This is a genomic window from Streptomyces harbinensis, from assembly GCF_900116145.1.
GTDB lineage: Bacteria > Actinomycetota > Actinomycetes > Streptomycetales > Streptomycetaceae > Streptomyces > Streptomyces carpaticus.
The window spans coordinates 1-24,173 of sequence record NZ_FPAB01000001.1 but is presented as its reverse complement, the minus strand read 5'-3'; the positions used below and the strand labels follow the sequence as shown (position 1 = coordinate 24,173).

Genomic DNA, 24,173 nt, shown 5'->3' with positions numbered 1-24,173 from the left:
GACCGGCGGCTCACGGCTCCAGCGCGGTGAGGAAGGCGGCGGCCACCGGCCCCGCGTCCCGGCCGCCGGAGCCGCCGTCCTCCAGGACGACCGCGAAGGCCACGTCCCGCTCGCCGAGGTAGCCGATGATCCAGGCGTTGGTGGACAGTTCGCCGTCCGCCGTCTCGAACTCGGCCGTCCCGGTCTTGCCGTGCGGCAGGCCCGGGACGCCGGCCAGGGCGGACGCCGACCCCTCGGTGACGGTGGCCCGCATCATCGACCGCAGCGCCTCCACGGTGGCCGGGGCCAGCGTCGTCGGCGCCTCGTGCGGGGCGCCGGCGGCGTCCGGCACCAGCACCGGCTGCCGGAACGTGCCGTCGGCGACCGTGGCCGCCACCGACGCCATCACCAGCGGGCTGGCCTGCACCCGGCCCTGGCCGATCAGCGAGGCGGCCAGCTCGTTCTCGTCCCCGGCCACCGGCACGCCGCCGTCGAAGGTGGACGCGCCCACCCGCCACTCCGCGCCGATCCCGAACGCCTGGGCGGTGGTGTGCAGGGTGTCGTCCGCGAACCGGTCCCGGTGCTCGATCAGCGCGGTGTTGCAGGAGGCCGCGAACGCCTCGCGCAGCGTGGTGTCCGGGGCCAGTTCGAACTCGTCCTGGTTCTCGTAGGTGAAGCCGTTCACCGTGACGTACCGCGGGCAGCCCACCACGTCCTGCGGTGTCATCCCGCCCTCCAGCAGCGCCGCCGCCGTCACCACCTTGAACGTCGAGCCGGGCGCCAGCTGTCCCGACAGCGACCGGCTGAAGCCGTCCGCCGGCCAGTCGGCGGCGGCCAGCACCTCGCCCGTCGACGGGCGGAGCGCCACGATCGCCCCCTCCCGGCCCGCGTCCGCCAGCGCCTCCTCGGCCGCCCGCTGCGCCGCCGGGTCGAGCGTCGTCACCACCGGCTCACCCGGCTCGCCGCCCTCCCAGGCGTGCAGCGTCTCCACGGCCGCGCCCGAGGCCCGGTCGGCGATCACCACGGCGGCCGAGGCGGTGCCCGCCAGCCGCTCGTCGTACCGCTCCTCCAGGCCCGAGACACCGGCGCCGCTGCCCGGATCGACCGCGCCGACCACGGCGCGCGCCGCGTGCGTCAGCTGCCGGGTCCCCTCGGCGAACTGGAGCCCGGGGACGGCGCGCAGCCGCTCCGCGTGCTCCTCGAACGCCGCCTCGCGCAGCGTCACCACCGGTACCGCCTCGTCCTCGCCGGCCGCCGCCACCCGGCCGGCCAGCGCGTCGGTGTCGATACCGGCGTCGAGGGCGTCCAGCGCGGCCCAGGCGGCGTCCCGGTCGGTCAGCCGCCCCGGCCAGATGCTCACCTCCCACACGGTGCCCGGGCCCGCCAGCTCGCTGCCGTCCGCCGCCAGGACCGGCGCCCGCTCGCCCCGCCCCTGGTTCAGCACCAGCGTCTGCTCCTCGCCCAGCTCCGGATGGACGAGCGCCGGCCGCCACGCCACCTGCCAGCCGCCGTCCGCGCCGCCGGGCCGCAGGACGGCCTCGGAGGCGTACGACCAGTCGCCGAGGCCGGGCAGGGTGAAAGTGGCGGTGAACGGTACGGTCCGCGCGTCCGCCCCGTCCTCCCCGTCCGCCGCGGTGACCGGTCCCGCCGGGGCGAACTCCACGTCCTCCGCCCGCAGGTGGGTCGCGACCGACTCCAGCAGCGACCGCGCGGCCTCCGGATCGTCGGTGTACGCGGCGGCCCGCTCCGGTTCGCCGGCCGCCCAGGCGTCCAGGAACCGCTGCGCCCCGGCCCGCGCCGCCTCGTCCGGGTCCGTGCCGTCCCCGCGCAGGCCCAGCATCACGCCGGTCGCCGCGAGGAGCACCACGAGCAGGGATACGGAGAGAAGGAGCGGACGCCGCCCGCCCCGTGAGTGTGTGCGGTGTGTCATGCCGCTCAGCCTCCGCACCCCCGCGCCCGCCGTCCAAGACGCGAACGCGCGGCACGATGCCATTCCGGCATGGCCGGCCCGCGACCGCCCGGCGGCGGCCGGTGTCAGGCCCGCCCGGGTCAGGCCGGGCGGACCGCGCTGTGCCAGGGCATGTAGTCGATCGACTCGACCTTCACCACATCGCCCGGCTTCGGGGCGTGGATCATCTGGCCGCCGCCGATGTACAGGCCGACGTGGCTGATGTCGCTGTAGAAGAAGACCAGGTCGCCGGGCTGGAGGTCGGACTTGGCGACCTTGGTGCCGATGTTCACCTGGTCCCAGGTGACCCGGGGGATCTGCACCCCGGCCTCGCGCCAGGCCGCCTGGGTCAGGCCCGAGCAGTCGTACGAGTTGGGGCCGGTGGCGCCCCACACGTACGGCTTGCCGATCTGCGCCTCGGCGAACGCGATCGCCGCCTGCGCCTTCGTCGCGTACGTGCCGCCCGTGTCCGAGCCTCCCGAGCCCGACCCGGAGCCGGAGCCCGACCCGGAACCGCCCGAGCCCTGCCCGGCCGCCGCGTCCGCCTCCTCCTGCGCGCGGGCGGCCTCCTCGGCCGCCGCCCGCTCCGCCGCCTCGCGCTCCAGCCGCTCCTGCTCGGCGACCCGCTCGGCCTCCTCGCGTTCCAGGCGCTCCAGCTCGGCCAGCTCGTCCTGCTCCTCCTCGGTCAGCTGCTCCAGCAACTGCCGGGCCTCGGCGAGCTTGCCCTGCACCTCTTCCTTCTGCGCCTGGAGTTCGTCCTCCCGCACCACCAGCTCGTCCAGCGCCTCGGTGGCCTCCTCGCGCTGCTCGGTGGCCTCCGCCTGCCGGTCGGTGTAGTCGCTGAGCGCCTGCTGCTGCTGGTCGCCGAGCCGGGCGAGCGCGTAGCGCTGGTCGAAGTAGCTCTGCGGGTCGTCCGCCAGCATGAAGGTGACGGTGGACGGCATGGCGGAGCCGGCGCCCGAACGGTACTGGGCGGCGGCGAAGCTGCCGAGCGTGCGGCGGGCCTCGTTGACCCGGTCGGTGGCCCGCTCCGCCTCGTCGAGCAGCGTCTCGACCAGCGCCTGCTGCTCGGTGACGTTCTCCTGCGCCGCGTTGTAGTGCTGGGTGGCGGTGCCCGCCTCCCGGTACAGGGTGTCCACCCGGTCCTTGACCTCGGCGGCGCGGGCGGTCGCCTCCTCGGCGCGCTGGCGCTGGTCGTCGATGTCGTCGGCGAACGCGGGCTGGGACGACAGCCAGGTGGCCGAGGCGAGGGCGGCGGCGCCCATGCCCAGGGCGCCCCTGCGTCCGGCGGGGAATTCCAGGATTCCGGTGCGCGGCTTGCGGTGAGTACCCAAGGCCGGAGGTCTCCTTCTGTGTCCTCTTCCTCGCCGCCTACCGGGGGAAGGTGGCCCCCACGGCGCACCCCGAGTCAGCGGTCGGCGGCTCGTGCCGCCGGGGACGGCGGACAGGGGAGCGAGCCACCTGCGCTCGCACGGTAGCCATCACGAGGGGCTCTTGTGAAGACTGATGTGCGATATGACCGAAATCAATTTGTGACCTAGGAGGGGTTTTCCTTCAGCCGGCGCCGTTCCCAGAGGTTCGGATGGCGGACGACGGCGCCCCCGATGCCGCCGTTGCCGGTCAGCCGCAGCCCGGGTGTGCGCTCGTCGGGCACCACGTGCTGGGTCTTGTTCTTGAACCCGCCGAGGTCCCCTTCGAAGTCCTGGGCGTCGATCGCCCAGCCCGCCGGAACCACCAGGGTCACCCCGCCCATCCCGCCCTGGATCTCCACCTCGGTCTCCAGGGCGCTCAGTTCGGCCAGCGTGAAATCGAGCTTGACGCCGCCCATGCCGCCCCGGGCGATGATCCTGGCCGGTGCCCGCCAGTGGCCGGTCCGCTCCGCGCCGCCCACCCCGCCCTTGATGGTGAGTTCGGCGGGGACGGGGCGCGCCGCCGGCCGGGGCGCGAGCGGAGCGGGGGTCGCCGCGGGCGTGGGCGCGCCGGGGCCCGGCAGGTCGGCGGTCAGGGCGGCCAGCTCGCCGTACGTCCGGGCGCTGAGCGCCCGCTCCAGCCGCTCCTCCAGCTCGTCGAGATCGAGCCGGCCCTCCCCGGCGGCCTCCCGGAGCCGTTCCACCACGATGTCCCGGTCGGCGTGCGAGGCACGCAGTTCGTCCTGCGATCGGCGGTCGGTCATGAACCTGATTGTAGGAGTGGCGATCCGGTGCGCGGCCGGTCCGCCCGGTCGGAATCCGGGACCGCCCACCGGCGGGCACGTCCTAGACTCGGGAGACGATGAGCGGCCTCTTTGACGACAGTGTTCTGGCGGACCTCGTACCCCCGGGTGCGGAGGCGCCTCCGCCTCCCCCCGAGGACGACGCGGGCCACGGGGAGGAGGAGGTCCCCCATGAGCTGTTCGCCATGTCGTCCGAGGTGTCCCAGCGCGACGTGTACTACCGCAACGGCGCCCTCAAGCCGGTCACCGACCCGGCCCAACTGCTCGACGGGCTGAACGAGCAGCAGCGCGCCGCCGTCACGCACAGTGGTACGCCGCTGCTCATCGTGGCCGGCGCCGGCTCCGGCAAGACCCGGGTCCTCACCCACCGCATCGCCTATCTGCTGGCCGCGCGCGGCGCCCACCCCGGCCAGATCCTCGCCATCACCTTCACCAACAAGGCGGCGGGCGAGATGAAGGAACGGGTCGCCGATCTCGTCGGCCCGCGCGCCGCCGCGATGTGGGTGATGACCTTCCACAGCGCCTGCGTGCGCATCCTGCGCCGGGAGAGCAAGCATCTCGGGTTCACCTCCAGCTTCTCCATCTACGACGCCGCCGACTCCAAGCGGCTGATGGCGCTGGTCTGCCGCGACCTGGACCTGGACCCCAAGCGGTTCCCGCCGAAGTCGTTCAGCGCCAAGGTCTCCAACCTCAAGAACGAGCTGATCGACGAGGAGACCTTCGCCGGACAGGCGAGCGATGGTTTCGAGAAGACGCTGGCCGAGGCGTACGCGCTCTACCAGTCCCGGCTGCGCGAGGCCAACGCGCTGGACTTCGACGACATCATCATGACCACCGTCCATCTGCTCCAGGCGTTCCCCGACATCGCCGAGCACTACCGGCGGCGGTTCCGGCACATCCTGGTGGACGAGTACCAGGACACCAACATCGCCCAGTACACCCTCATCCGCGAGCTCGTCGGCACCGAGGACCCCGGCGAGCTGTGCGTGGTGGGCGACGCCGACCAGTCCATCTACGCCTTCCGGGGCGCCACCATCCGCAACATCCTCCAGTTCGAGGAGGACTACCCGCAGGCCACCACCCTGCTGCTGGAGCAGAACTACCGCTCCACCCAGACCATCCTCTCCGCCGCCAACGCCGTCATCGAGCGCAACGAGAGCCGCCGCCCGAAGAACCTGTGGACCCGGGCCGGCTCCGGAGCCCGGATCACCGGCTACGTCGCGGACACCGAGCACGACGAGGCCCAGTTCGTCGCCGACGAGATCGACCGGCTCACCGACGCCGGCGACGCCAAGCCGGGCGACGTCGCCGTCTTCTACCGCACCAACGCCCAGTCCCGGGTCTTCGAAGAGGTCTTCATCCGGGTCGGGCTGCCGTACAAGGTCGTCGGCGGCGTCCGCTTCTACGAGCGCCGTGAGGTCCGCGACGTCCTCGCCTATCTGCGGGTGCTGGCCAACCCGGAGGACACCGTTCCGCTGCGCCGCATCCTCAACGTCCCCAAGCGCGGCATCGGCGACCGCGCCGAGGCGATGCTGGAGGCGCTCGCCCAGCGCGAGAAGATCTCCTTCGCGCAGGCGCTCGCGCGGGTGGACGAGGCGTACGGCATGGCGGCCCGTTCCATGAACGCCGTCAAGCGCTTCAATGTGCTGCTGGAGGAACTGCGCACGATCGCCGAATCCGGCGCGGGACCGGCCACCGTCCTGGAAGCCGTCCTCGAACAGACGGGCTATCTGGCGGAGTTGCAGTCCTCCACCGACCCGCAGGACGAGACCCGGGTGGAGAACCTCCAGGAGCTGGCCTCCGTCGCCCTGGAGTTCGAGCAGCAGCGCGAGGACGAGACCCCCGGCACGCTGGCCGAGTTCCTGGAACGGGTGGCGCTGGTCGCCGACTCCGACGAGATCCCGGACGAGACGGAGGGCGAGGACAAGGGCGTCATCACGCTCATGACCCTGCACACCGCCAAGGGCCTGGAGTTCCCGGTGGTGTTCCTCAGCGGCATGGAGGACGGCGTCTTCCCGCATCTGCGCTCCCTCGGCAAGACCAAGGAACTGGAGGAGGAGCGCCGGCTGGCGTACGTGGGCATCACCCGGGCGCGCGAGCGGCTGTACGTGACCCGGGCCGCGCTGCGCAGCGCCTGGGGCCAGCCGCAGCACAACCCGCCCTCCCGCTTCCTGGAGGAGATCCCCGAGCAGCACCTGGACTGGCGCCGCACCGGCCCGCTGGCGGCGGCGCCCCCGCCCCCGCTCAGTTCCGTGCGGCGCGGCACCTCCACGGGGGTGACCGGCGGCTTCGCCACCGGCCGGGCGCCCGCCAGGGGCGGTACGGCGCGGCAGGTGGTCGAGCTGGCGGCCGGGGACCGGGTCAGCCACGACTCGTTCGGCCTGGGCCGGGTCGTCTCGGTGCAGGGCAGCGGCGACCGGGCGGAGGCGACCATCGACTTCGGCGGCGAGAAGCCCAAGCGGCTGCTGCTCCGTTACGCCCCGGTGGAGAAGCTTTGACGCTGAGCTGACACCGTGCGGCGGATGTGTCGCTGTCCTGTCACAGACGGGATAAAAACCTTGTGAAGTCCCCCGGGACGGGATGAGATGGCCCGGCATTGTTCTCATCCTCGTTGTCGTACTCCAGTTCCTCATCGACCGCGGAGTACGGTTTCACACTCTCCACCCAGGGGGAATCGTCATGAGCCAGCCGTGGCAGCAGCCGCAACAGCCGGGCGGGTACGGCCAGCAGCCGCCGGGCGGTGGGTACGGCCCGCCGCAGGGCCAGCCCCCGCAGCAGCCGCCGCAGCCCGGTTACGGCTACCCGCAGCAGCCCCCCGGCCCGTCCCCGGCCCAGGGCGCCTACGGCCAGCCCCCGCAGCAGCCCTACGGGGCCCCGCCGCAGGGCGGCTTCCCGCCGCCCCCGCCGCCGCAGACCGGCGGCCAGAACAAGGTGCTGCTCGCGATCGCGGCCGCGCTCGGCATCGGCATCGTGCTGCTGTTCGTGTACGGGTTCATCGTGTCCAGCTTCTTCGACGCCGAGGAGGCCGCCCGCAGCGGGTCGTCCGAGTACCCGCAGTGGACGTACGCCGCTGTGGTCGTCGGTGCGCTCATCGCGCTCCCGATCGGCAAGCTGGCGCCCCGCAACTGGGGTGCGTACGCGGCGGGTGCGGTGATCGCGCTGCTGTCCATGTTCCTGGGTGAGCTGTTCGCCACCGCGAGCATGATCTCCGGCATCGAGTCCGCGTTCATGGACCAGCAGGGCATCAGCTCGGCGGATCTCGCCGCCATGGGCGCGGAGACCAAGAGCGGTTTCGGCTACTTCTTCGGGGACTTCGGCGATGTCTTCGACGCGTGGAAGGAAGGCGCCGAGGCCATCAACTGGATCTTCGTCTTCGTGGCGCCGCTCGCCGCGCTCGGTGTCGCCTACCGGGTGGGCCAGAGCAGCAACAACTGACCCGTCCGGCACTGGAAACGCACCGCGGCCCGCCGTCCCCGCAGGGGGAGGGCGGGCCGTTCGCCGTGGCCGGCGTGGATCAGGTGGGCTCCAGGCCCTTGTTGCGCAGCCAGGTCAGCGGGTCGATGGTGCCGCCGCCCGCCGGGCGCACCTCGAAGTGCAGGTGCGGCCCGGTGGAGTTGCCGGAGTTGCCGGAGTACGCGATGACGGTGCCCGCCTGCACGTACCCGGACTGGTAGGCGGTGCTGCTCAGATGCGCGTACCAGGTCTCGGTGCCGTCGGCGGCGGTCAGGATCAGCAGGTTGCCGTAACTGATGTGCCACTGGGTGCGGATGGTGCCGTCGGTGGCGGCCTTCACCGGGGTGCCGTAGCTGACCGGGAAGTCGATGCCGGTGTGCAGCGACAGCCAGTTGATGCCGGCCTGCCCGTAGTACGCGCTCAGCCCGTGCTGGTCGACCGGGATCGCGAATTTGGGGCGGGCCGCCTCGATCCGGGCGGCCTCCTCCGCGGCTTCGATCCGCTCCTGCTCCAGCCGTTCCTCCAGGTCCAGCCGGCCCTGGGTGCGGTTGGCGCGGTCGGCGTAGTCGTCGGCGGCGGCCGACAGGCTCTCCAGCTGGGTGTCGAACTCCTTGTTCGCCTCCACCTGCTTGGCCTCGGCGGGGTCGGGCGCGGCCACGGGCGGCTCGTCCTCCACGCTGTCCGAGCTGGAGACGGTGGCGGCGGTGGCCACGGCCGTCATGCCCAGCACGGCGAGGGAGGGGGCGGCGACGGAGAGCAGCGCGGAGCGCTTGGGCTTGGGGCAGCGGCGCCGGCCGCGTCCCGCCGGGCGTTCGGGCGCGCACTCGTCCACGGCGGCGCCCTGCGGGCCCTCGGCGGGCTGCCAGGGCTCCGGCTGCCAGGCGTCCTCGGGGCCGTGCTGTCCGGCCTCGCCCGCCTCGTCCGGGCCGCTCTCGCCGTCCGCCTCCCGGTCCTGGAGGCCGGGCGCGGACTCGGCGGCCTGCCCGGCCGGGAACTGCTCCTCGGAGCCGGCGGCCTGGTCGGGCCGGAACTCCTGCTCGGGCTGGTACTCCTGCTCGGAACCGGCGGCGTGCTCCGGCTGGTACTCCTGCTCGTAGCGGGGAGTTCCGTGCACGGGGGTGTCGTAGGCGTCGTACGCGGTGCCGGGGTCGGGGGCGCCGTAGGTCTCGTACGCGTCGTAACCGGCGTACGCCTGCTGCCCGTCCGCCGGTGCGGCGGTCTCGGGGGCCAGGGTGCCGGTGCCGGTGGCGGGGGTGTGCTGCTGCTCCCAGCCGTAGGCGCTGTCCCAGCCGGCCTGGTAGGTGTCGTACCCGGCGTCCTGGGCAGGCGCCTGGGTGTGGGCCTGGTACCCGTCGTACGCCGGGTAACCGTCGTACGAGAGCGTCCCGTAGGAGGGGTTTCCGATCTCGTCAGTGTGGCCTGTCGGTGAGAAGACTCCCGACGGGTGACGATCGCTCACTGACTACGCCTTTCGGCTCGACTACAGGAGCTGGGGTGGGGACCCGGCGGCTGCGTACGGCAGCGCGACTGTACCTGTCGTTTCCTCGCCGAGACAATCTTTCCCGAGGTTTCGGGGGCTCAAGAATCGGGCAATCAGCCGCCATTCGGGACCGGCATCATCGGTGCCACACGTTGTGTTCGATATCTGTTCGGATAAAGGTCCCGCCACCCCCCCCCTCATGTGATCTGCCTCGCGGCGGGTGCGTAAGCCTGGCCGATTGCGGGATGCTGAAGTTAATGTCCGTTCACTCCGGCATCGGCGCCGGAGCATCTCGGGAGGCTAGCGATGGGTGTTTCCGGACCGATCCGGGTCGTTATCGCCAAACCAGGGCTCGACGGTCACGACCGGGGCGCGAAGGTCATCGCGCGCGCCCTGCGCGACGCGGGCATGGAGGTCATCTACACCGGGCTGCACCAGACCCCGGAACAGATCGTGGACACCGCCATCCAGGAGGACGCCGACGCCATCGGCCTGTCGGTCCTTTCCGGCGCCCACAACACACTCTTCGCCCGGGTGATCGAGCTCCTGAAGGAAAGGGACGCCACCGATATCAAGGTCTTCGGGGGAGGGATCATCCCGGAGGCGGACATTCCGCCGCTCAAGGCGGCGGGCGTCTCGGCGATCTTCACCCCCGGGGCGCCCACCGGGGACGTGGTGACCTGGGTCCGCGAGCACATCCGGGCCGCCTGAGGGTCGTCTGAAGCCGTCCGGAGGCCGCCGGAGGGCCGTCCGACGGAGCCGGAGGCGGGTGGGGCGGGTGGGTCCCGGGGCGGCCCGGGTACGGTTTTGTGACCCTTGTCACCACCCAGGTGTGACCTGGATTTCAAAGAGGCAAATGACCCACCGGTACGCTGCACTGCGGACCTGCCGCGTGCTCGCATGCGCTGCGGCCACCCGGCACGCCCACGCTGAAACGAACCGCGAGACCACTGATTGAGGGACGGACGCGCGTGGACCTGTTCGAGTATCAGGCGAGGGACATCTTCGCCAAGCATGACGTACCGGTGCTGGCCGGTGAAGTCATCGACACGCCGGAGGCGGCGCGCGAGGTGACCGAGCGACTGGGTGGCCGCGCGGTCGTCAAGGCGCAGGTGAAGACCGGTGGCCGGGGCAAGGCCGGCGGTGTCAAGCTCGCCTCCGACCCCGATGACGCGGTGGCGAAGGCCGGCGCGATCCTGGGCATGGACATCAAGGGCCACACGGTCCACAAGGTGATGCTGGCCCAGACCGCGGACATCGCGGAGGAGTACTACGTCTCCTTCCTGCTGGACCGCACCAACCGCACCTTCCTCGCCATGGCCTCCGTCGAGGGCGGCGTGGAGATCGAGGAGGTCGCCGCCACCAACCCCGAGGCGCTGGCCAAGATCGCGGTGGACCCGATCGACGGCGTGACCGAGGCGAAGGCCCGCGAGATCGTCGAGGCGGCGAAGTTCCCGGCCGAGATCGCCGACCAGGTCGTCACCACCCTCCAGCGGCTGTGGGACGTCTTCATCAAGGAAGACGCCCTGCTGGTGGAGGTCAACCCGCTGGTCAAGACCGGCGACGGCAAGATCATCGCCCTGGACGGCAAGGTCTCCCTGGACGCGAACGCCGAGTTCCGCCAGGCCGACCACGCCGCCCTGGAGGACAAGGCCGCGGCCAACCCCCTGGAGGCGGCGGCCAAGGCCAAGGGCCTGAACTACGTCAAGCTCGAAGGCGGCAACGTCGGCATCATCGGCAACGGCGCCGGGCTCGTCATGAGCACCCTGGACGTCGTGGCCTACGCGGGCGAGGCCCACAACGGCGCCAAGCCGGCCAACTTCCTCGACATCGGCGGCGGCGCCTCCGCCGAGGTGATGGCCAACGGCCTGGAGATCATCCTCGGCGACCCGGACGTCACCTCCGTCTTCGTCAACGTCTTCGGCGGCATCACCGCCTGCGACGCGGTCGCCAACGGCATCGTCCAGGCGCTCGACCTGCTGAGCAGCAAGGGCGAGGAGGTCACCAAGCCGCTGGTCGTCCGTCTCGACGGCAACAACGCCGAGCTGGGCCGGAAGATCCTGACCGACGCGAACCACCCGCTGGTGGAGCAGGTCGACACCATGGACGGCGCGGCCGACCGTGCCGCCGAGCTGGCCGCCGCCAAGTAATCACAGGACGAGGACACCGAACACACCATGGCTATTTTCCTCACCAAGGAAAGCAAGGTCATCGTCCAGGGGATGACCGGCTCCGAGGGTCAGAAGCACACCCGGCGGATGCTGGCCGCCGGCACCAACATCGTCGGTGGCGTCAACCCGCGCAAGGCGGGCACCACCGTCGACTTCGACGGCACCGAGATCCCGGTCTTCGGCGGCGTCAAGGAGGCCATCGAGGCGACCGGCGCCGACGTGACCGTCATCTTCGTCCCGGAGAAGTTCACCAAGGACGCGGTCATCGAGGCCATCGACGCCGAGATCCCGCTGGCCGTCGTCATCACCGAGGGCATCCCGGTGCACGACACCGCCGCCTTCTGGGCGCACGCCGGCAAGAAGGGCAACAAGACCCGCATCATCGGCCCCAACTGCCCCGGCCTCATCACCCCGGGCCAGTCCAACGCGGGCATCATCCCGGCCGACATCACCAAGCCGGGCAAGATCGGTCTGGTGTCGAAGTCCGGCACCCTGACCTACCAGATGATGTACGAGCTGCGCGACATCGGCTTCAGCTCGGCGGTCGGCATCGGCGGTGACCCGATCATCGGCACCACCCACATCGACGCCCTCGCCGCGTTCGAGGCCGACCCCGACACCGAGCTGATCGTCATGATCGGCGAGATCGGCGGCGACGCCGAGGAGCGGGCCGCGGACTTCATCAAGGCCAACGTCACCAAGCCGGTCGTCGGCTACGTGGCGGGCTTCACCGCGCCCGAGGGCAAGACGATGGGCCACGCCGGCGCCATCGTCTCCGGCTCCTCCGGCACGGCCCAGGCCAAGAAGGAGGCCCTGGAGGCCGCGGGCGTCAAGGTCGGCAAGACCCCGTCCGAGACGGCGCTGCTCGCCCGCGAGCTGCTGGCCGCCGGCTGACCCACGGGAACGCACAGAAGGGCGCCCCGGCCGTACACCGTACGGCCGGGGCGCCCTTCGCCTTTCCGACGACGCAGGCCGGGGCGTGGTGCGGGACTGCTCCGTGACGGGGTGGCGGGCGTAGGGGCGATGGGCGGCTCTGCCGCGTTCGGCCGCCCGGCCCGTGACGTGGGCGGCGGGAGGGTGTTCCCGGGCACGGTGTCTCGCCGTGCCGGACGCGGCTTCGGCTTCGTGCCGTCGGGCACGTCGCTCCGCCGCACGACGTACCTTGCGCCCCCGGCCCGGCCGCGCGTGCTGGCGCGGCTCAGCGCAGCGCCGACAGGACCGAGGCCGTCATCGCGGTGAGCGTCGCCGCCGTCAGCAGCAGGCAGGCGCGGGTGCGGCGGGCGGTGGACCGTTCGCCCGCGCGGCGTACCGCGTCCGGGCGGCGGGTGCGGGACGGGGCCGCCGCCGCCAGCGCGGGCAGCGGCGGCATCCCGGCGGGCAGCGCCGCCCGGGCCGCCAGCAGGCGGGCCAGGGCCGCCGGTTCGGTCGCCTCGGTCTCGGCCGCCGTGCGGGCCAGGCCCACCCCCGCGCAGTCGTGCAGCACCACCGTGCCGCGCCGGTGCGGCGGCAGCGCCAGCAGCGCGGGCAGCAGTGGCCGGGGCCGGCCCCAGGGCCGCAGCCGGTGCCACGGCGAGAGGGCGTACCCGTACACCGCCGCCCGCACCCGGGCCGGCGGGTCGTCGTCCGCCGCCACGGCGGGCCACTCCTCCCAGCACCGCTGGAACCCGCGTTCCACGGCGCGCGCCGCGAACCGCGCGTCCCCGCCGCACAGCAGGAACGCCTGCCGGGTCAGCCCGGCCGCGTACGTCTCGTACAGGGCCGCGAACGCCGCCTCCGGGGTGCCCGGCGGATTCCACCACCGAACGGGCGTACGTCTTCGGCCCGGTGCGCTGGTCAGGGTCTCCATGACGGCTGTCCTTCCTGGTCCCGGCCGTGGCGGTACCCCAGCCTGCCGGGCGTTCTTGGCAGCATGGCCGCGTGCGCTCCCTTATCCAGCGATTTGCCCCGGACGGCCGAATCGCCCGCACCCGCTGGCTCGGTGAGGGGCTGGTCGCCGCCGGGCTCGGCTTCGGTGTGCCGGCCGTCATCGGGCTCGTGCTGTGGACCACCTCCCCGTTCCCGGACAGCGGCGCGGGCGGCGCGCTGCGCGTCGTCGCCGGGCTGTGGCTGCTGGCCCACGGCGCCGAACTCGTGCGCGCCGAGACACTCAGCGGTATCCCCGCCCCGATCGGACTGACCCCGCTGCTGCTCACCGCGCTGCCGTGCTGGCTGCTGCACCGCGCCGTGCGGGTGGCGCTGATCGGCGAACGGGATCCGGCGCTCGGCCCGCGCGCCGCGCTGTGGGTGAGCGCCGGTTATCTGCTGCCGGCCGTCCCCGCCGCGCTGTACACACTCGGCGGCCCGATCAGCGTGCATCCGCCGAGCGCGCTGCTGGCGATGCCCCTGCTGACCTGCGCGGTCGCGCTGGCCTCCGCCGTCTCGGTGCTGGGCTGGCCGGCGCCGTGGCCCGACCCGTACCGGCTGGCGGCGGCCGGCCGCGCCGCCGTGGCCGGTACGGCGGCGGTGGTCGGGGCGGGCGCGCTGCTGGCGGCCGGGGCGCTGGTGCTGCACGCGGATGCGGCGCAGCGGACGTTCGGCCAGCTGTCCGGGCCCTGGTCCGGGCAGATCGCGGTGCTGCTGCTGGGGCTCGCGCTGGCGCCGAACGCGGCGGTGTGGGCGGCGGCGTACGGCCTCGGGCCCGGCTTCACGCTCGGTGCGGGCAGCCTGCTGGCGCCGCTGCCGTTCGGCGGCGGCACGGGGGAGGGGCCGCGGCTGCCGGCGTTCCCGCTGCTGGCGGTCGCACCCGGCGGTACGGGCGGTGGCTGGGCGGTGTGGGCGGTGGCCGCCGTGGTGCCGGCGGCCGGGATCGGAGTCCTGGCGCACTTCACGGCGCGCGGCGCCGTACGGTCCGGCTCCGGGCCGGCGGCCACCGCGCTGACCGCGCTGCTGGCGGCGGTGGGCTGCGGGGTGGTGCTGGGCGGTCTCGCGACGTTGGCGGGCGGGCCGCTGGGCACCGCCGCGCTGGCCGAGTTCGGCCCCGATCCGCTGCTGACGGGCGCGGCCGGTGCCGCGTGGGGCGTGGTGGGCGGGGTGCCGCTGGCGCTGGCGCTGCGCGCCTGGCAGCTGCGGACTGCGGGCCCGTGGCAGTTGCTGACGGGCCGGCTGTGGCGGTGGCGGGAGGCCCGGGCGGAGCAACTGGAGCCGGTGCCCGGGGCGGGGAAGGGGAGAGGGCCGAAGGCCCGGCGGAGGCGGTGGGACCGGACCCGGGGCCGGGGGCGGGGCGCGGACCGGGCACGTCCCCGCGGCCGGTGGCCGGGGCGGCGGCGGAAGGGCGGCCCGGACATCGAACCCCTGGGACCCGGCACGATCAGCCGGCTGCGCCGGCTGCTGCGCCCCGAACCGTCCGGGGCCGCCGCCGAGCCACCGCTGTCGGCCGTGCCCCGTACCCCGGATGTGCCCTTCGACCAGGAGACGGACGGCTCCGCACGCCCGTGAATCCGGCGGACGTACCTGAGCGGTGCGTGAGAACATCGCCCGCATGGACGACAGTTCGAGAACGAGGGCCGTGGTGCACGACCTGCTGGGCCGGATCGGCGCCGGGGACCCGGAGAAGATCGCCGAGCTGTACGCGGCGGAGGTCGACTGGCGGCTGGACTGGCCCCGGGAGGAGCACGGCCGCGCTGCGACCCCGTGGATCCGGCACCGCCGCACCCGGGCCGACATCGCCGCGCACTACCGGGAGCTGGCCGCGCACCATGTGCCGGAGGAAGCCAGCACGACGGTCGAGCGGATCCTGGTGGACGGCACCGACGCCGTGATCACCGGGGAGATCAGGCAGACCGCCCGCTCCACGGGCCGGGCCTACACGGCGGCGTTCGCCCTGCACCTCACCGTCGAGGACGGGCTGATCGCCTGTCAGCACATCTACGAGGACAGCCTGGCGGTGGCCCGGGCGTTCGCGGCAACGGCGGACTGAGTCCGCGCGGGCGCGGCGGCGACGGGCGGTGGTGGGCCGGGCGCCCACCACCGCCCCTCGCCTCAGTTCCGGTCGCCGAGGATCGGCCGGAGCCGCTCGGGCAGCAGGTCCTCGCATGCCTCGCGGCTGGTGGTGGTCAGGGCGTCCTGGTGGCAGTCGAAGTAGTCCTTGTACACCAGCTGCACCGTGTAGGTGGTGAAGACGATCAGCAGGGCCAGGCCCGCCAGCACCACACCGCCGATCGCCATGCCCACCGGGGAACGCCGGGGTGCGGGCGGGGTGGTGGTGGCGGTGGGGCCCGGGCCGGGGCGCGGGGCCTCGCCCTCCACCTGGGCTACGGTCGCCCGGTGGTGCGGCTCCTGCTCGTCCGTGCCGGTCTTCCCGTCCTTCTCCGTTTCCTCCCGCGGGGCGCCGCGCAGTCCGCTGATGCCCCAGTACAGGGCGAGCGCGCCGAGCAGCAGGCCCAGCCATTCCCAGCCCAGCAGGCCGGCGAAGATGCCCCACAGGCCGGCCAGCAGCGCGTATCTGGCGTGCCGCTGGCGCGGGTCGGTCGGGTCCCAGCGCGGGCCGAACGGCCGCCCGCCCGGCTCCTCGCCGGGTTGCTGCGGGGGCTGGCCGAAGCCGCCGGTGCCCCGGCCCGGCTGGCGCCGGCTCCACTGGCTGCCCCAGCGGGAGCGCTGGTTGTCCTCGTTCTCGTCGTCGCCGGTGTTGCCACCGTCGCCGCCGCTCCCGTTGCCCCCGCCGCTCCCGGGGCCGCCGCGTCCGCCGCTGTCGCCGTTGCCGCTGTCGTCACGGCGGAACTGCCACGGCCGGTCCGGCTGGCCCTCGGGCGGCGGTGCGAAGGGGTTGTGCTCCTCGCCGGGCCGGTCCTGCCGCCCCGAGGCTCGCCGTCGATCGGTCATGGTGGTCGGCTGTCCCCTTCGTCCGCGGATCCGCTGGCAACGACCGTACCCGGCCCCGCCTCACCCGTCGCATGGGGGAGCCCGGTATGCCGGTATGGTGACCGGTGGCCGACGGCCCTGTCGCGCTTCGCCCACCGCTCGAGGAAGATGTCCGCCGTGGCCCCAGCCCAGCCGCCCAAGGATCCCGCACGCCTCGTCGTCCTGGTTTCCGGCTCCGGCACCAATCTCCAGGCGCTGCTGGATGCCCAGTCCGCCCTCGGCCCGCGCTGGTACGGCGCCCAGGTGGTCGCGGTCGGCGCCGACCGCGACGGCATCGAGGGGCTGCGCCGGGCCGAACGCGCCGGGGTGCCCACCTTCGTACGGCGCGTCGGCGACTTCGCCACCCGCGCCGACTGGGACCGTGCCCTCGCCGGGGAGGTGGCCGCGTACGAGCCCGATCTCGTCGTCTCGGCCGGCTTCATGAAGATCGTGGGCCCGGCATTCCTCGCCCGGTTCGGCGGGCGATTCATCAATACCCATCCCGCGCTGCTGCCGAGCTTCCCCGGTGCCCACGGGGTACGGGACGCGCTCGCCCACGGCGTCAAGGTGACCGGCTGCACGGTGCACTTCGTGGACGCCGGGGTGGACACCGGCCCGATCATCGCCCAGGGGGCGGTGGACATCCGCGAGGAGGACGACGAGGCGTCGCTCCACGAGCGGATCAAGGAAGTCGAGCGCTCGCTGCTCGTCGACGCCGTGGGCCGGCTGGCCCGCGAGGGATACCGCATCGAGGGACGAAAGGTTTCCATCCCGTGACCTCCGAAGAAGGTACGAAGCGCCCGGTCCGCCGGGCTCTGGTCAGCGTGTACGACAAGACCGGTCTGGAGGAGCTGGCCCGCGGTCTGCACGCGGCCGGGGTGGCGCTCGTCTCCACCGGCTCCACCGCCAGGACGATCGCCGCCGCCGGGGTGCCGGTGACCCCGGTCGAGGAGATCACCAACTTCCCCGAGATGCTGGACGGCCGGGTCAAGACCCTGCATCCGCGCGTGCACGCCGGCATCCTCGCCGACCTGCGCCGCCCCGAGCACCGGCAGCAGCTGTCGGAGCTCCAGATCGACGCGTTCGACCTGGTCGTGGTGAACCTCTACCCGTTCTCGGAGACCGTCGCCTCCGGCGCCTCCTTCGACGAGTGCGTGGAGCTGATCGACATCGGCGGCCCGTCGATGGTGCGCGGCGCGGCGAAGAACCACCCGTCGGTGGCCGTGGTCGTCAACCCGGACCGGTACGGGGACGCGCTGGCGGCCGTCGCCGAGGGCGGGTTCACGCTGCCGCAGCGGCGCCGGCTGGCGGCGGAGGCGTTCGCGCACACCGCCGAGTACGACGCGGCGGTGGCGGGCTGGTTCGCGGCGCAGAACGAGGAGGCGGGCGACGCCGAGGCGTTCCCGGCCACCACCTCGCTGACCTTCACCCGGCAGGGCGTGCTGCGGTACGGCGAGAACCCGCACCAGGGGGCGGCGCTGTACGCGGACGGTTCGGGCACCGGGCTGCCGGCCGCCGAGCAGCTGCACGGCAAGGAGATGAGCTACAACAACTACATCGACGCCGAGGCCGCCCGCCGCGCCGCGTACGACCACGAGGCGCCGGCGGTCGCGATCATCAAGCACAGCAACCCGTGCGGGATCGCGGTCGGCGCCGATGTGGCCGAGGCGCACCGCAAGGCGCACGCCTGCGACCCGCTGTCGGCGTACGGCGGCGTGATCGCCGTGAACCGCCCGGTGTCGGTGGCGCTGGCCGAGCAGGTCGCGGAGATCTTCACCGAGGTGATCGTGGCGCCCGGGTACGAGGACGGCGCCGTCGACGTCCTGGCCCGGAAGAAGAACATCCGGGTGCTGCGCGCTCCGGGTGCCCCGGCGGGCGCGGGCGCGGTGGAGTACCGGCCGCTGGAGGGCGGGACGCTGCTCCAAGTCGCGGACCGGCTCCAGGCGGAGGGGGACGACCCGGCGAACTGGACGCTGGTGGCGGGCGAGGCGCTGGGCGAGGCGGAGCTGGCCGAGCTGGCGTTCGCGTGGCGGGCCTCGCGCGCGGTGAAGTCGAACGCGATCCTGCTGGCCAGGGACGGCGCCACGGTGGGCGTCGGGATGGGCCAGGTGAACCGGGTGGACTCGGCGCGGCTGGCGGTGCAGCGGGCGGGCGCGGAGCGGGCGGCGGGTTCGTACGCGGCCTCGGACGCGTTCTTCCCGTTCGCGGACGGTCTCGAGGTGCTGACGGCGGCCGGGATCCGCGCGGTGGTGCAGCCGGGCGGGTCGAAGCGGGACGGCGAGGTCATGGAGGCGGCCCGGGCGGCCGGGGTGTCCATGTACCTCACCGGGACGCGGCACTTCTTCCACTGATACATACCGCGCCGGGTCGCACCGGCAGCCGGACGGCCGCGCCCCCGCGAGAGGGGCGCGGCCGTCCGGCCGTGGTGGTCAGGGCTGCGGCCGGTGCAGCATCTCGATGAGGATGGTGTGCAGGACGTCCGCGTCGCGCGCGTCGTGGAGCTGGTACGGGGAGCCTTCGATGGTGTACCACTCGTCGGCGCCCGCGTAGCGGATGTGCAGGGCGAGCAGGCCGTTCTCGTCCGCCGCCGTGTGCAGTTCCAGTTCACCGGTGATGGCGCCGACTTCGGTGGTCATGATGCCGCCGCGCGGCGCTTTGAAAGTGGAATAGCGTTCGCTCATACCGGACATCCGACCAGATCAGCAGGTGCCCAGCATGGTTGTCAGGGCCGATTTCTCGGCCGTGTCCACACTGAGGTTCCAGCGGTACTTGGCGCGTATCCACATCCGGGCGTAGGTGCACTGGTAGGAGGAGACGGGCTTCCAGTCGGCGGGGTCCTGGTCGCCCTTGGAGCGGTTGGAGGAGGCGCTGACGGCGATCAGCTGGGGGTTGGACAGGTCGTTGGCGAAGGCGCGGCGGGTGTCGGTGGTCCAGGAGTTGGCGCCCGAGCGCCAGGCTTCGGCGAGCGGCACGATGTGGTCGATGTCCACGCCGGAGGCGCTGGTGACGGTGACCCCGTCGAAGGGGCTGTACCAGCTGCCGGAGGTGGGCTGGCAGTTGCTGCCCACGACGACGTTGCTGCCGTCCCGTTTGAGGACGGTCTGGCGGGTGGTGCAGCCGCCGGAGCTGGTCCAGTGGGGGAAGAGGTCGCGGGAGTAGCCGGTCATGGGGCCCTCGGCGGCGACCCGCAGGGCGTTCAGTTCGGTGCGTGCGGTGGCGGCGGAGGGGATGTTGGGGGGTGCGGCGGTGGCCGGCTGGCCCAGCAGGACGAACAGCAGCGCGGTGCACAGTGCGGTGATGAGCACGGTGGCGCGGCGTCGGGCGCGGGTGAGCATCGGGTTCCTCCCGGGGTGGGGGTGGGGGTTCCCGACAGATTGTTGAGCGCGTAGATGACATGTTCATGACGCTTACTGCGCGAGTTGATAACGCGCCGTCCAACTCGCGTACGCGCCCGGGCGGTTACTTCTGCGCGCGGGTGAACCAGACGCGGCTGTCCTTCATCGCCAGCAGCACCACCACCGTCGCCGAGGCGGCGAGCACCAGCAGCCCCAGCGTCCCGGTGCCGAAACCCAGCACGATCCCCGCCGTACCCCAGCCGAGCCCGGCGATCCGCACCCCGGCCCCGCCCTTGGTGAACCGGGCGGCCAGCGCGAACCCGGCCGCCGCGTACACCAGGAAGATCACCCCGAGCGCGATGACCGGCCCGGCCGTCATCTCCAGCTCGCGCAGCGCCTCCTCGTCCCCGAACCCGGCCTGGAGCGAGATCGCCGCCATCAGCAGGGTGATCACGGCCACGGCGTAGGAGACGGTACGGGCCGACCGGACGCGGCTGGGCAGCTGCGGGGACGGAGATGTGCTCATGCGGTCGACGGCCCTCTCGGAAAGTTCCCTTTGCGGACAATGCCGCTCGTCATTTGATCGTGCCCACCCGTGCCCTGTCCAGGGTTCCCGGCGGGCGATTGGGAGGCAGGCCCCCGCATCCGCGAGGATGGGGGCATGAGCGCGCAGATTCTCGATGGCAAGGCGACCGCCGCCGCGATCAAGTCCGACCTCACCACCCGGGTCCAGGCCCTCCGTGAGCGCGGCATCACCCCCGGACTCGGCACCGTCCTGGTCGGTGAGGACCCCGGCAGCCAGAAGTACGTGGCCGGCAAGCACCGCGACTGCGCGGCCGTCGGCATCGCCTCCATCCAGCGCGAGCTGCCCGCCACCGCGAGCCAGGAGGAGATCGAGGCCGTCGTCCGCGAGCTGAACGAGGACCCCGCCTGCACCGGCTACATCGTGCAGCTCCCGCTGCCGCGCGGCACCGACGTCAACCGCGTCCTCGCCCTCATGGACCCCGCCAAGGACGCCGACGGGCTGCACCCGGTCAACCTCGGCCGGCTCGTCCTCAACGAGCCCGCGCCGCTGCCCTGCACCCCGGCCGGCATCATCGAGCTGCTGCGTCGGCACGGCGTGGAGATCGCCGGCGCCGAGGTCGCCGTCGTCGGCCGCGGCATCACCGTCGGCCGCTCGCTGCCGCTGCTGCTCACCCGGCGCAGCGAGAACGCCACCGTCACCCAGTGCCACACCGGCACCCGCGACCTGTCCGCGCAGCTGCGCCGCGCCGACATCGTCGTCGCGGCGGCCGGGGTGCCGCACCTGGTCAAGCCGGAGGACGTGAAGCCCGGCGCCGCCGTCCTCGACGTCGGTGTCAGCCGCGACGAGAGCGGCAAGATCGTCGGCGATGTCCACCCGGGCGTCGCCGAGGTGGCCGGCTGGCTCTCCCCCAACCCCGGCGGGGTCGGCCCGATGACCCGGGCGATGCTGCTGAGCAACGTGGTGGAGGCGGCCGAGCGGCAGGCGGCCACCGCATGACCCGAAGGATCGGGCTGCCGGGCCCGGTACGCGGCTGGGTGCGCCGGGTACGGAAGGTCGCCACCGTCGGCGGTGGCGGCACCCCGTCCGACAAGTACAGCACCCGGGACACCGCACGCCCCGAGGGCGGCCGGCGCACCGCGCCCGGCAGCGCCCCCGCCGCCATACGGCAGTGGCCGCTGCTGACGGTGATCGGCGGCACGCTGGTGGGGCTGCTGGTCACGCTCGGCAACTTCCGGGTGGGGCTGCTCATCGTCGGCGGCTCCCTGGCCGCGGGCGCGCTGCTGCGCGCCTGGGTGCCGGAGGTCGGCATGCTCGCGGTCCGCTCGCGCACCACCGACATCGTCACCTACGGGGTGTTCGGCACCACGATCGTGCTGCTGACGCTGATGGCCCAGCCCCGGCCGTGGCTGGAGGTGCCGTTCCTCAACGACGTGCTGCGGTTTTCGGCCGGATAGCGGCCCGGCGGTGCGGGGACGGCGGTACGGAACGCGGCCGATGGGGCCCGTGTGCTGTTCGTCTCCGCACAGAGACCCAATCGTGACACATACATCTTTCCTTCTCGGGCAGGCGCGACACGTTGACCAGGCTGTTTGCACAGCCTTCGCACCGCCCAGAGGGGAAACGCATGTCCGACCGGAAACCCGCACCGTCACCGGTGAGACCAGAGCCATGGCACCGCACGATCGCCCCCTGGGTCTTCTGGCCCTCCGTCGCGATCATCGGCGCCTTCGTGCTGTGGGCCATCATCTGGGACGACGCCGCGAACCGTGCGGTCATGGCGCTCAACTCCGATGTGGTCGGCAACCTCGGCTGGTACTACATGGTGCTGGTCTCGCTCTTCGTGGTCTTCGTCGTCTGGGTGGGCCTGAGCCGCTTCGGTGACATCAAGCTGGGCAAGGACGACGACAAGCCGGACTTCTCCACCGCCTCCTGGCTGGCGATGCTCTTCGCCGCCGGCATGGGCATCGGCCTCGTCTACTGGGGCGTCGCCGAACCGCTGACCTTCTACGACTCGCCGCGCCCCGGCGTCGAGGGCGGCGAGGCGGAGGCCGCGCGCGCCGCGTTCTCGCAGACCTTCCTGCACTGGGGCATCCACCCCTGGGCGATCTACGTGGTGGTCGGCCTGGCCATCGGGTACGCCGTGCACCGCAAGGGCCGGCCGGTCTCCATCCGCTGGGCGCTGGAGCCGCTGCTGGGCGACCGGGTGAAGGGCAAGGCCGGTGACGCCATCGACGTCATCGCGCTGGTCGGTACCGTCTTCGGTGTCGCCACCTCGCTCGGCTTCGGTGTGCTCCAGATATCCGCGGGCGCCGACTTCCTCGGCTGGGCCGACAACCCGGGCACCGCGCTCCAGGTGGCCCTGATCGTCGGCATCACGCTGCTGGCGCTGATCTCGGTGCTCTCCGGCCTCGCCAAGGGCATGAAGTGGCTGTCCAACACCAACATGGTGCTGTTCTTCTGCCTGATGGCGTTCCTGCTGATCGCCGGCTCCACCACCCTGCTGCTGTCGGACTTCACCGAGAACATCGGCAACTACCTCCAGGCGCTGCCCTCGCTCAGCTTCGACACCGGAGCCGCGTACGGCGAGGAGGGCAAGTCCTGGGTGAGCGGCTGGACCGTCTTCTACTGGGGCTGGTGGATCTCCTGGGCGCCCTTCGTCGGCATCTTCATCGCCCGCGTCTCCAAGGGCCGCACCGTCCGCCAGTTCGTCGGCGGCGTGCTGCTGGTCCCGGCCGCGCTCACCTTCTTCTGGTTCTCCGTCGTCGGCGGCTCCGCCGTGCACCAGGAGCGGAACGAGCCCGGCTCGATGGTCGGCGCGGACGGCGTCAACAAGGACAGCGCCCTCTTCCAGCTGCTCGACCACTTCCCGGGCGGCGCCCTGGTCGCGGGTATCACGATGCTGCTGATCGTGCTGTTCTTCGTCACCTCCTCGGACTCCGGCTCGTACGTGGTGGACATGCTGGCCTCGGGCGGCGACCCCACCCCGCCGCGCTGGAGCCGGGTGTTCTGGTCGGTCGTCGAGGGCACCGTGGCCATCGCCCTGCTGGTGGCGGCGGGCAGTGACGCGCTGACCACACTCCAGACGGTGGCGATCATCATCGCGCTGCCGTTCAGTTTCGTGATGATCGCGATGTGTGTGGCCACGCTCAAATCCTTCCGCGCGGAACGGGCCGCCTATCTGGCGGCGCAGCGCCGCAAGACGGAGGAACGCCTGATCGAGGAGGCGGTGGCCGCCCTGGAGGAGGCCGAGAAAGTGGACAAGGCCGCCGAACTGACCAAGGGCGCCAAGGCGCCGGTGGGTGGCCGCACCCGCCGCTGAGCGTTTCCCGACCCTCACCCCCGGATGACCCCCGGGGCCGGCTCACTCCCGTGCCGGCCCCGGGGGTTTTCTCGTGCCGGAGGCGGCAGGGACCGGATGCACGGACCGGATGCACGGGCCTGCCGCCGGCCGTCCGCACGGCCGGTCCCGTCAGCCGTCCGCCCGGTCCGTGTCGTCCTCCCGGGCCAGGGCGGCCTCGTACGCGCGGAACGTGGCGACGAACAGCGCCCGCTCCGCCGGGGTGAGCGGCGCCAGTGCCTGGCGCCAGGCGGCGGCCCCGGGGGCGAGCCAGCGGGTGATGGCCGGGCGCAGTTCGTCGGTGACGCTGACGATCCGGCGGCGGCGGTCGGCGGGATCCGGACGGCGCTCCAGCACGTTCTTCCGGGTCAGATCGCCGACCATCAGGCTCACGGTGGTGGGGGCCACCTCCAGCCGGGCGGCGAGGTCGTTGACCGTCATCGGGCCGTCGAAGAGCAGGTAGGACAGCAGGGACAGATGGCGCGGCGCCAGGGCCATCGAGCGCAGTTCCGCGGGCACCTGGATGCGTTTGACCCGCCCGACCATCCGCGGCATGAGCAGCAGCAGATCCCTGACGGCCGCGTCCACGTCCTGCGGGCCGCTCTCGTCCGTTGACATCGCATCCCTCGACTTTTATCTTTGAGTGCAAAGGTAATTGCTCGGTGAAGGAGCCCCGCATGCCGCACTACCAGGTCCACATCGACGAGGACCAGCTCGACAGCACGACCGGACCCCGGCTCATCGCCGAGCTTACGGAGGCGGTGGTCTCGGTGTACGGGGAGTTCTTCCGGCCCCTGGTCGCCATCGATCTGCTCGGCATCCCCAGCGGCCGGCGCGGCCTCGGCGGGGTGGTCGCC

At 72.8% G+C, this 24,173-nt stretch carries 22 protein-coding genes and 1 pseudogene; 13 read left to right on the top strand and 10 right to left on the bottom strand.

Going from position 1 to position 24,173, the window contains the following annotated elements; translation table 11 throughout:
* Positions 1-10 precede the first annotated feature (10 nt).
* The 3 genes from BM385_RS00115 to BM385_RS00105 form a co-directional block, all read right to left on the bottom strand.
* The gene (locus tag BM385_RS00115; protein ID WP_093841813.1) at positions 11-1,909 is read right to left on the bottom strand and encodes a penicillin-binding transpeptidase domain-containing protein; all 1,899 of its coding nucleotides are present in this window, start codon (positions 1,907-1,909) and stop codon (positions 11-13) included.
* 119 nt (positions 1,910-2,028) lie between these two features.
* Complete coding sequence (locus BM385_RS00110; protein ID WP_107407783.1) at positions 2,029-3,261, bottom strand: C40 family peptidase; 1,233 nt, start codon at positions 3,259-3,261, stop codon at positions 2,029-2,031.
* A 203-nt stretch (positions 3,262-3,464) separates the two neighbouring features.
* On the bottom strand, positions 3,465-4,100 hold the full coding sequence (locus tag BM385_RS00105; protein WP_093841812.1) for a DUF1707 SHOCT-like domain-containing protein: 636 nt from the start codon (positions 4,098-4,100) through the stop codon (positions 3,465-3,467).
* 98 nt (positions 4,101-4,198) lie between these two features.
* Here BM385_RS00105 and pcrA point away from each other — a divergent pair, with 98 nt between their 5' ends.
* On the top strand, positions 4,199-6,637 hold the full coding sequence (gene pcrA / locus BM385_RS00100) for a DNA helicase PcrA (protein ID WP_093841811.1): 2,439 nt from the start codon (positions 4,199-4,201) through the stop codon (positions 6,635-6,637).
* Positions 6,638-6,818: 181 nt separating this feature from the next.
* Positions 6,819-7,574 (top strand): hypothetical protein, encoded by a 756-nt coding sequence (locus tag BM385_RS26925; protein WP_019431563.1) that lies wholly within the window; start codon positions 6,819-6,821, stop codon positions 7,572-7,574.
* A gap of 79 nt (positions 7,575-7,653) precedes the next feature.
* On the opposite strand, the gene BM385_RS28105 is transcribed toward BM385_RS26925, so the two are convergent.
* Positions 7,654-9,051 carry a M23 family metallopeptidase gene (locus tag BM385_RS28105; RefSeq protein ID WP_093841810.1) on the bottom strand — a complete coding sequence of 466 codons (1,398 nt, stop codon included), beginning with the start codon at positions 9,049-9,051 and terminating at the stop codon, positions 7,654-7,656.
* Between the two features lie 327 nt (positions 9,052-9,378).
* Here BM385_RS28105 and icmB point away from each other — a divergent pair, with 327 nt between their 5' ends.
* The 3 genes from icmB to sucD all read left to right on the top strand — a co-directional run bounded on the left by icmB (position 9,379) and on the right by sucD (position 12,137).
* On the top strand, positions 9,379-9,783 hold the full coding sequence (gene icmB / locus BM385_RS00085) for a coenzyme B12-dependent isobutyryl CoA mutase small subunit (protein ID WP_019431561.1): 405 nt from the start codon (positions 9,379-9,381) through the stop codon (positions 9,781-9,783).
* Between the two features lie 260 nt (positions 9,784-10,043).
* Positions 10,044-11,222, top strand: a complete 1,179-nt coding sequence (gene sucC / locus BM385_RS00080; protein WP_019431560.1) for an ADP-forming succinate--CoA ligase subunit beta — start codon at positions 10,044-10,046, stop codon at positions 11,220-11,222.
* A gap of 27 nt (positions 11,223-11,249) precedes the next feature.
* The gene (gene sucD / locus BM385_RS00075) at positions 11,250-12,137 is read left to right on the top strand and encodes a succinate--CoA ligase subunit alpha (protein ID WP_026047035.1); all 888 of its coding nucleotides are present in this window, start codon (positions 11,250-11,252) and stop codon (positions 12,135-12,137) included.
* Positions 12,138-12,441: 304 nt separating this feature from the next.
* On the opposite strand, the gene BM385_RS00070 is transcribed toward sucD, so the two are convergent.
* A complete protein-coding gene (locus tag BM385_RS00070; protein ID WP_019431558.1) occupies positions 12,442-13,089 on the bottom strand; it encodes a hypothetical protein in 648 nt (215 codons plus the stop codon).
* Positions 13,090-13,160: 71 nt separating this feature from the next.
* Between BM385_RS00070 and BM385_RS26655 the strand changes: the two genes are divergently transcribed.
* A complete protein-coding gene (locus tag BM385_RS26655) occupies positions 13,161-14,717 on the top strand; it encodes a cell division protein PerM (RefSeq protein WP_139275122.1) in 1,557 nt (518 codons plus the stop codon).
* A gap of 43 nt (positions 14,718-14,760) precedes the next feature.
* On the top strand, positions 14,761-15,198 hold the full coding sequence (locus BM385_RS00060) for a nuclear transport factor 2 family protein (protein ID WP_037755125.1): 438 nt from the start codon (positions 14,761-14,763) through the stop codon (positions 15,196-15,198).
* A 62-nt stretch (positions 15,199-15,260) separates the two neighbouring features.
* Here the strand turns inward: BM385_RS00060 and BM385_RS00055 are convergent, their stop codons facing one another.
* Positions 15,261-16,100, bottom strand: coding sequence for a hypothetical protein (locus BM385_RS00055; protein WP_019431556.1), 840 nt, complete (start codon positions 16,098-16,100; stop codon positions 15,261-15,263).
* A gap of 147 nt (positions 16,101-16,247) precedes the next feature.
* On the opposite strand from BM385_RS00055, the gene purN reads away from it, so the two are divergent.
* Positions 16,248-16,895 carry a phosphoribosylglycinamide formyltransferase gene (purN, locus tag BM385_RS00050; RefSeq protein WP_019431555.1) on the top strand — a complete coding sequence of 216 codons (648 nt, stop codon included), beginning with the start codon at positions 16,248-16,250 and terminating at the stop codon, positions 16,893-16,895.
* The gene (purH, locus tag BM385_RS00045; protein WP_093841808.1) at positions 16,892-18,469 is read left to right on the top strand and encodes a bifunctional phosphoribosylaminoimidazolecarboxamide formyltransferase/IMP cyclohydrolase; all 1,578 of its coding nucleotides are present in this window, start codon (positions 16,892-16,894) and stop codon (positions 18,467-18,469) included. The genes purN and purH overlap by 4 nt, the downstream gene beginning before the upstream one ends.
* Before the next feature lie 78 nt (positions 18,470-18,547).
* On the opposite strand, the gene BM385_RS00040 is transcribed toward purH, so the two are convergent.
* The 3 genes from BM385_RS00040 to BM385_RS00030 all read right to left on the bottom strand — a co-directional run bounded on the left by BM385_RS00040 (position 18,548) and on the right by BM385_RS00030 (position 19,979).
* Entirely contained in the window at positions 18,548-18,799 is a 252-nt protein-coding gene (locus BM385_RS00040) for a hypothetical protein (protein WP_093841807.1), read from the bottom strand.
* Between the two features lie 18 nt (positions 18,800-18,817).
* Positions 18,818-19,453 carry an HNH endonuclease family protein gene (locus BM385_RS00035; protein WP_093841806.1) on the bottom strand — a complete coding sequence of 212 codons (636 nt, stop codon included), beginning with the start codon at positions 19,451-19,453 and terminating at the stop codon, positions 18,818-18,820.
* A 124-nt stretch (positions 19,454-19,577) separates the two neighbouring features.
* Positions 19,578-19,979 (bottom strand): hypothetical protein, encoded by a 402-nt coding sequence (locus tag BM385_RS00030; protein WP_019431551.1) that lies wholly within the window; start codon positions 19,977-19,979, stop codon positions 19,578-19,580.
* A 135-nt stretch (positions 19,980-20,114) separates the two neighbouring features.
* Here BM385_RS00030 and BM385_RS00025 point away from each other — a divergent pair, with 135 nt between their 5' ends.
* The 3 genes from BM385_RS00025 to BM385_RS00015 all read left to right on the top strand — a co-directional run bounded on the left by BM385_RS00025 (position 20,115) and on the right by BM385_RS00015 (position 23,298).
* Positions 20,115-20,975: a bifunctional methylenetetrahydrofolate dehydrogenase/methenyltetrahydrofolate cyclohydrolase gene (locus BM385_RS00025; protein ID WP_019431550.1), complete on the top strand. Its 861-nt coding sequence runs from the start codon at positions 20,115-20,117 to the stop codon at positions 20,973-20,975.
* Positions 20,972-21,433 carry a DUF3017 domain-containing protein gene (locus tag BM385_RS00020; RefSeq protein WP_078575719.1) on the top strand — a complete coding sequence of 154 codons (462 nt, stop codon included), beginning with the start codon at positions 20,972-20,974 and terminating at the stop codon, positions 21,431-21,433. The genes BM385_RS00025 and BM385_RS00020 overlap by 4 nt, the downstream gene beginning before the upstream one ends.
* Positions 21,434-21,633: 200 nt before the next feature.
* A complete protein-coding gene (locus tag BM385_RS00015) occupies positions 21,634-23,298 on the top strand; it encodes a BCCT family transporter (RefSeq protein WP_254791401.1) in 1,665 nt (554 codons plus the stop codon).
* A gap of 150 nt (positions 23,299-23,448) precedes the next feature.
* Here BM385_RS00015 and BM385_RS00010 read toward each other — a convergent pair whose 3' ends face one another.
* Positions 23,449-23,934: a MarR family winged helix-turn-helix transcriptional regulator gene (locus BM385_RS00010; protein ID WP_093841804.1), complete on the bottom strand. Its 486-nt coding sequence runs from the start codon at positions 23,932-23,934 to the stop codon at positions 23,449-23,451.
* Positions 23,935-23,993: 59 nt separating this feature from the next.
* On the opposite strand from BM385_RS00010, the pseudogene BM385_RS00005 reads away from it, so the two are divergent.
* Positions 23,994-24,173: pseudogene (locus BM385_RS00005) on the top strand (hypothetical protein); the annotation flags it as partial.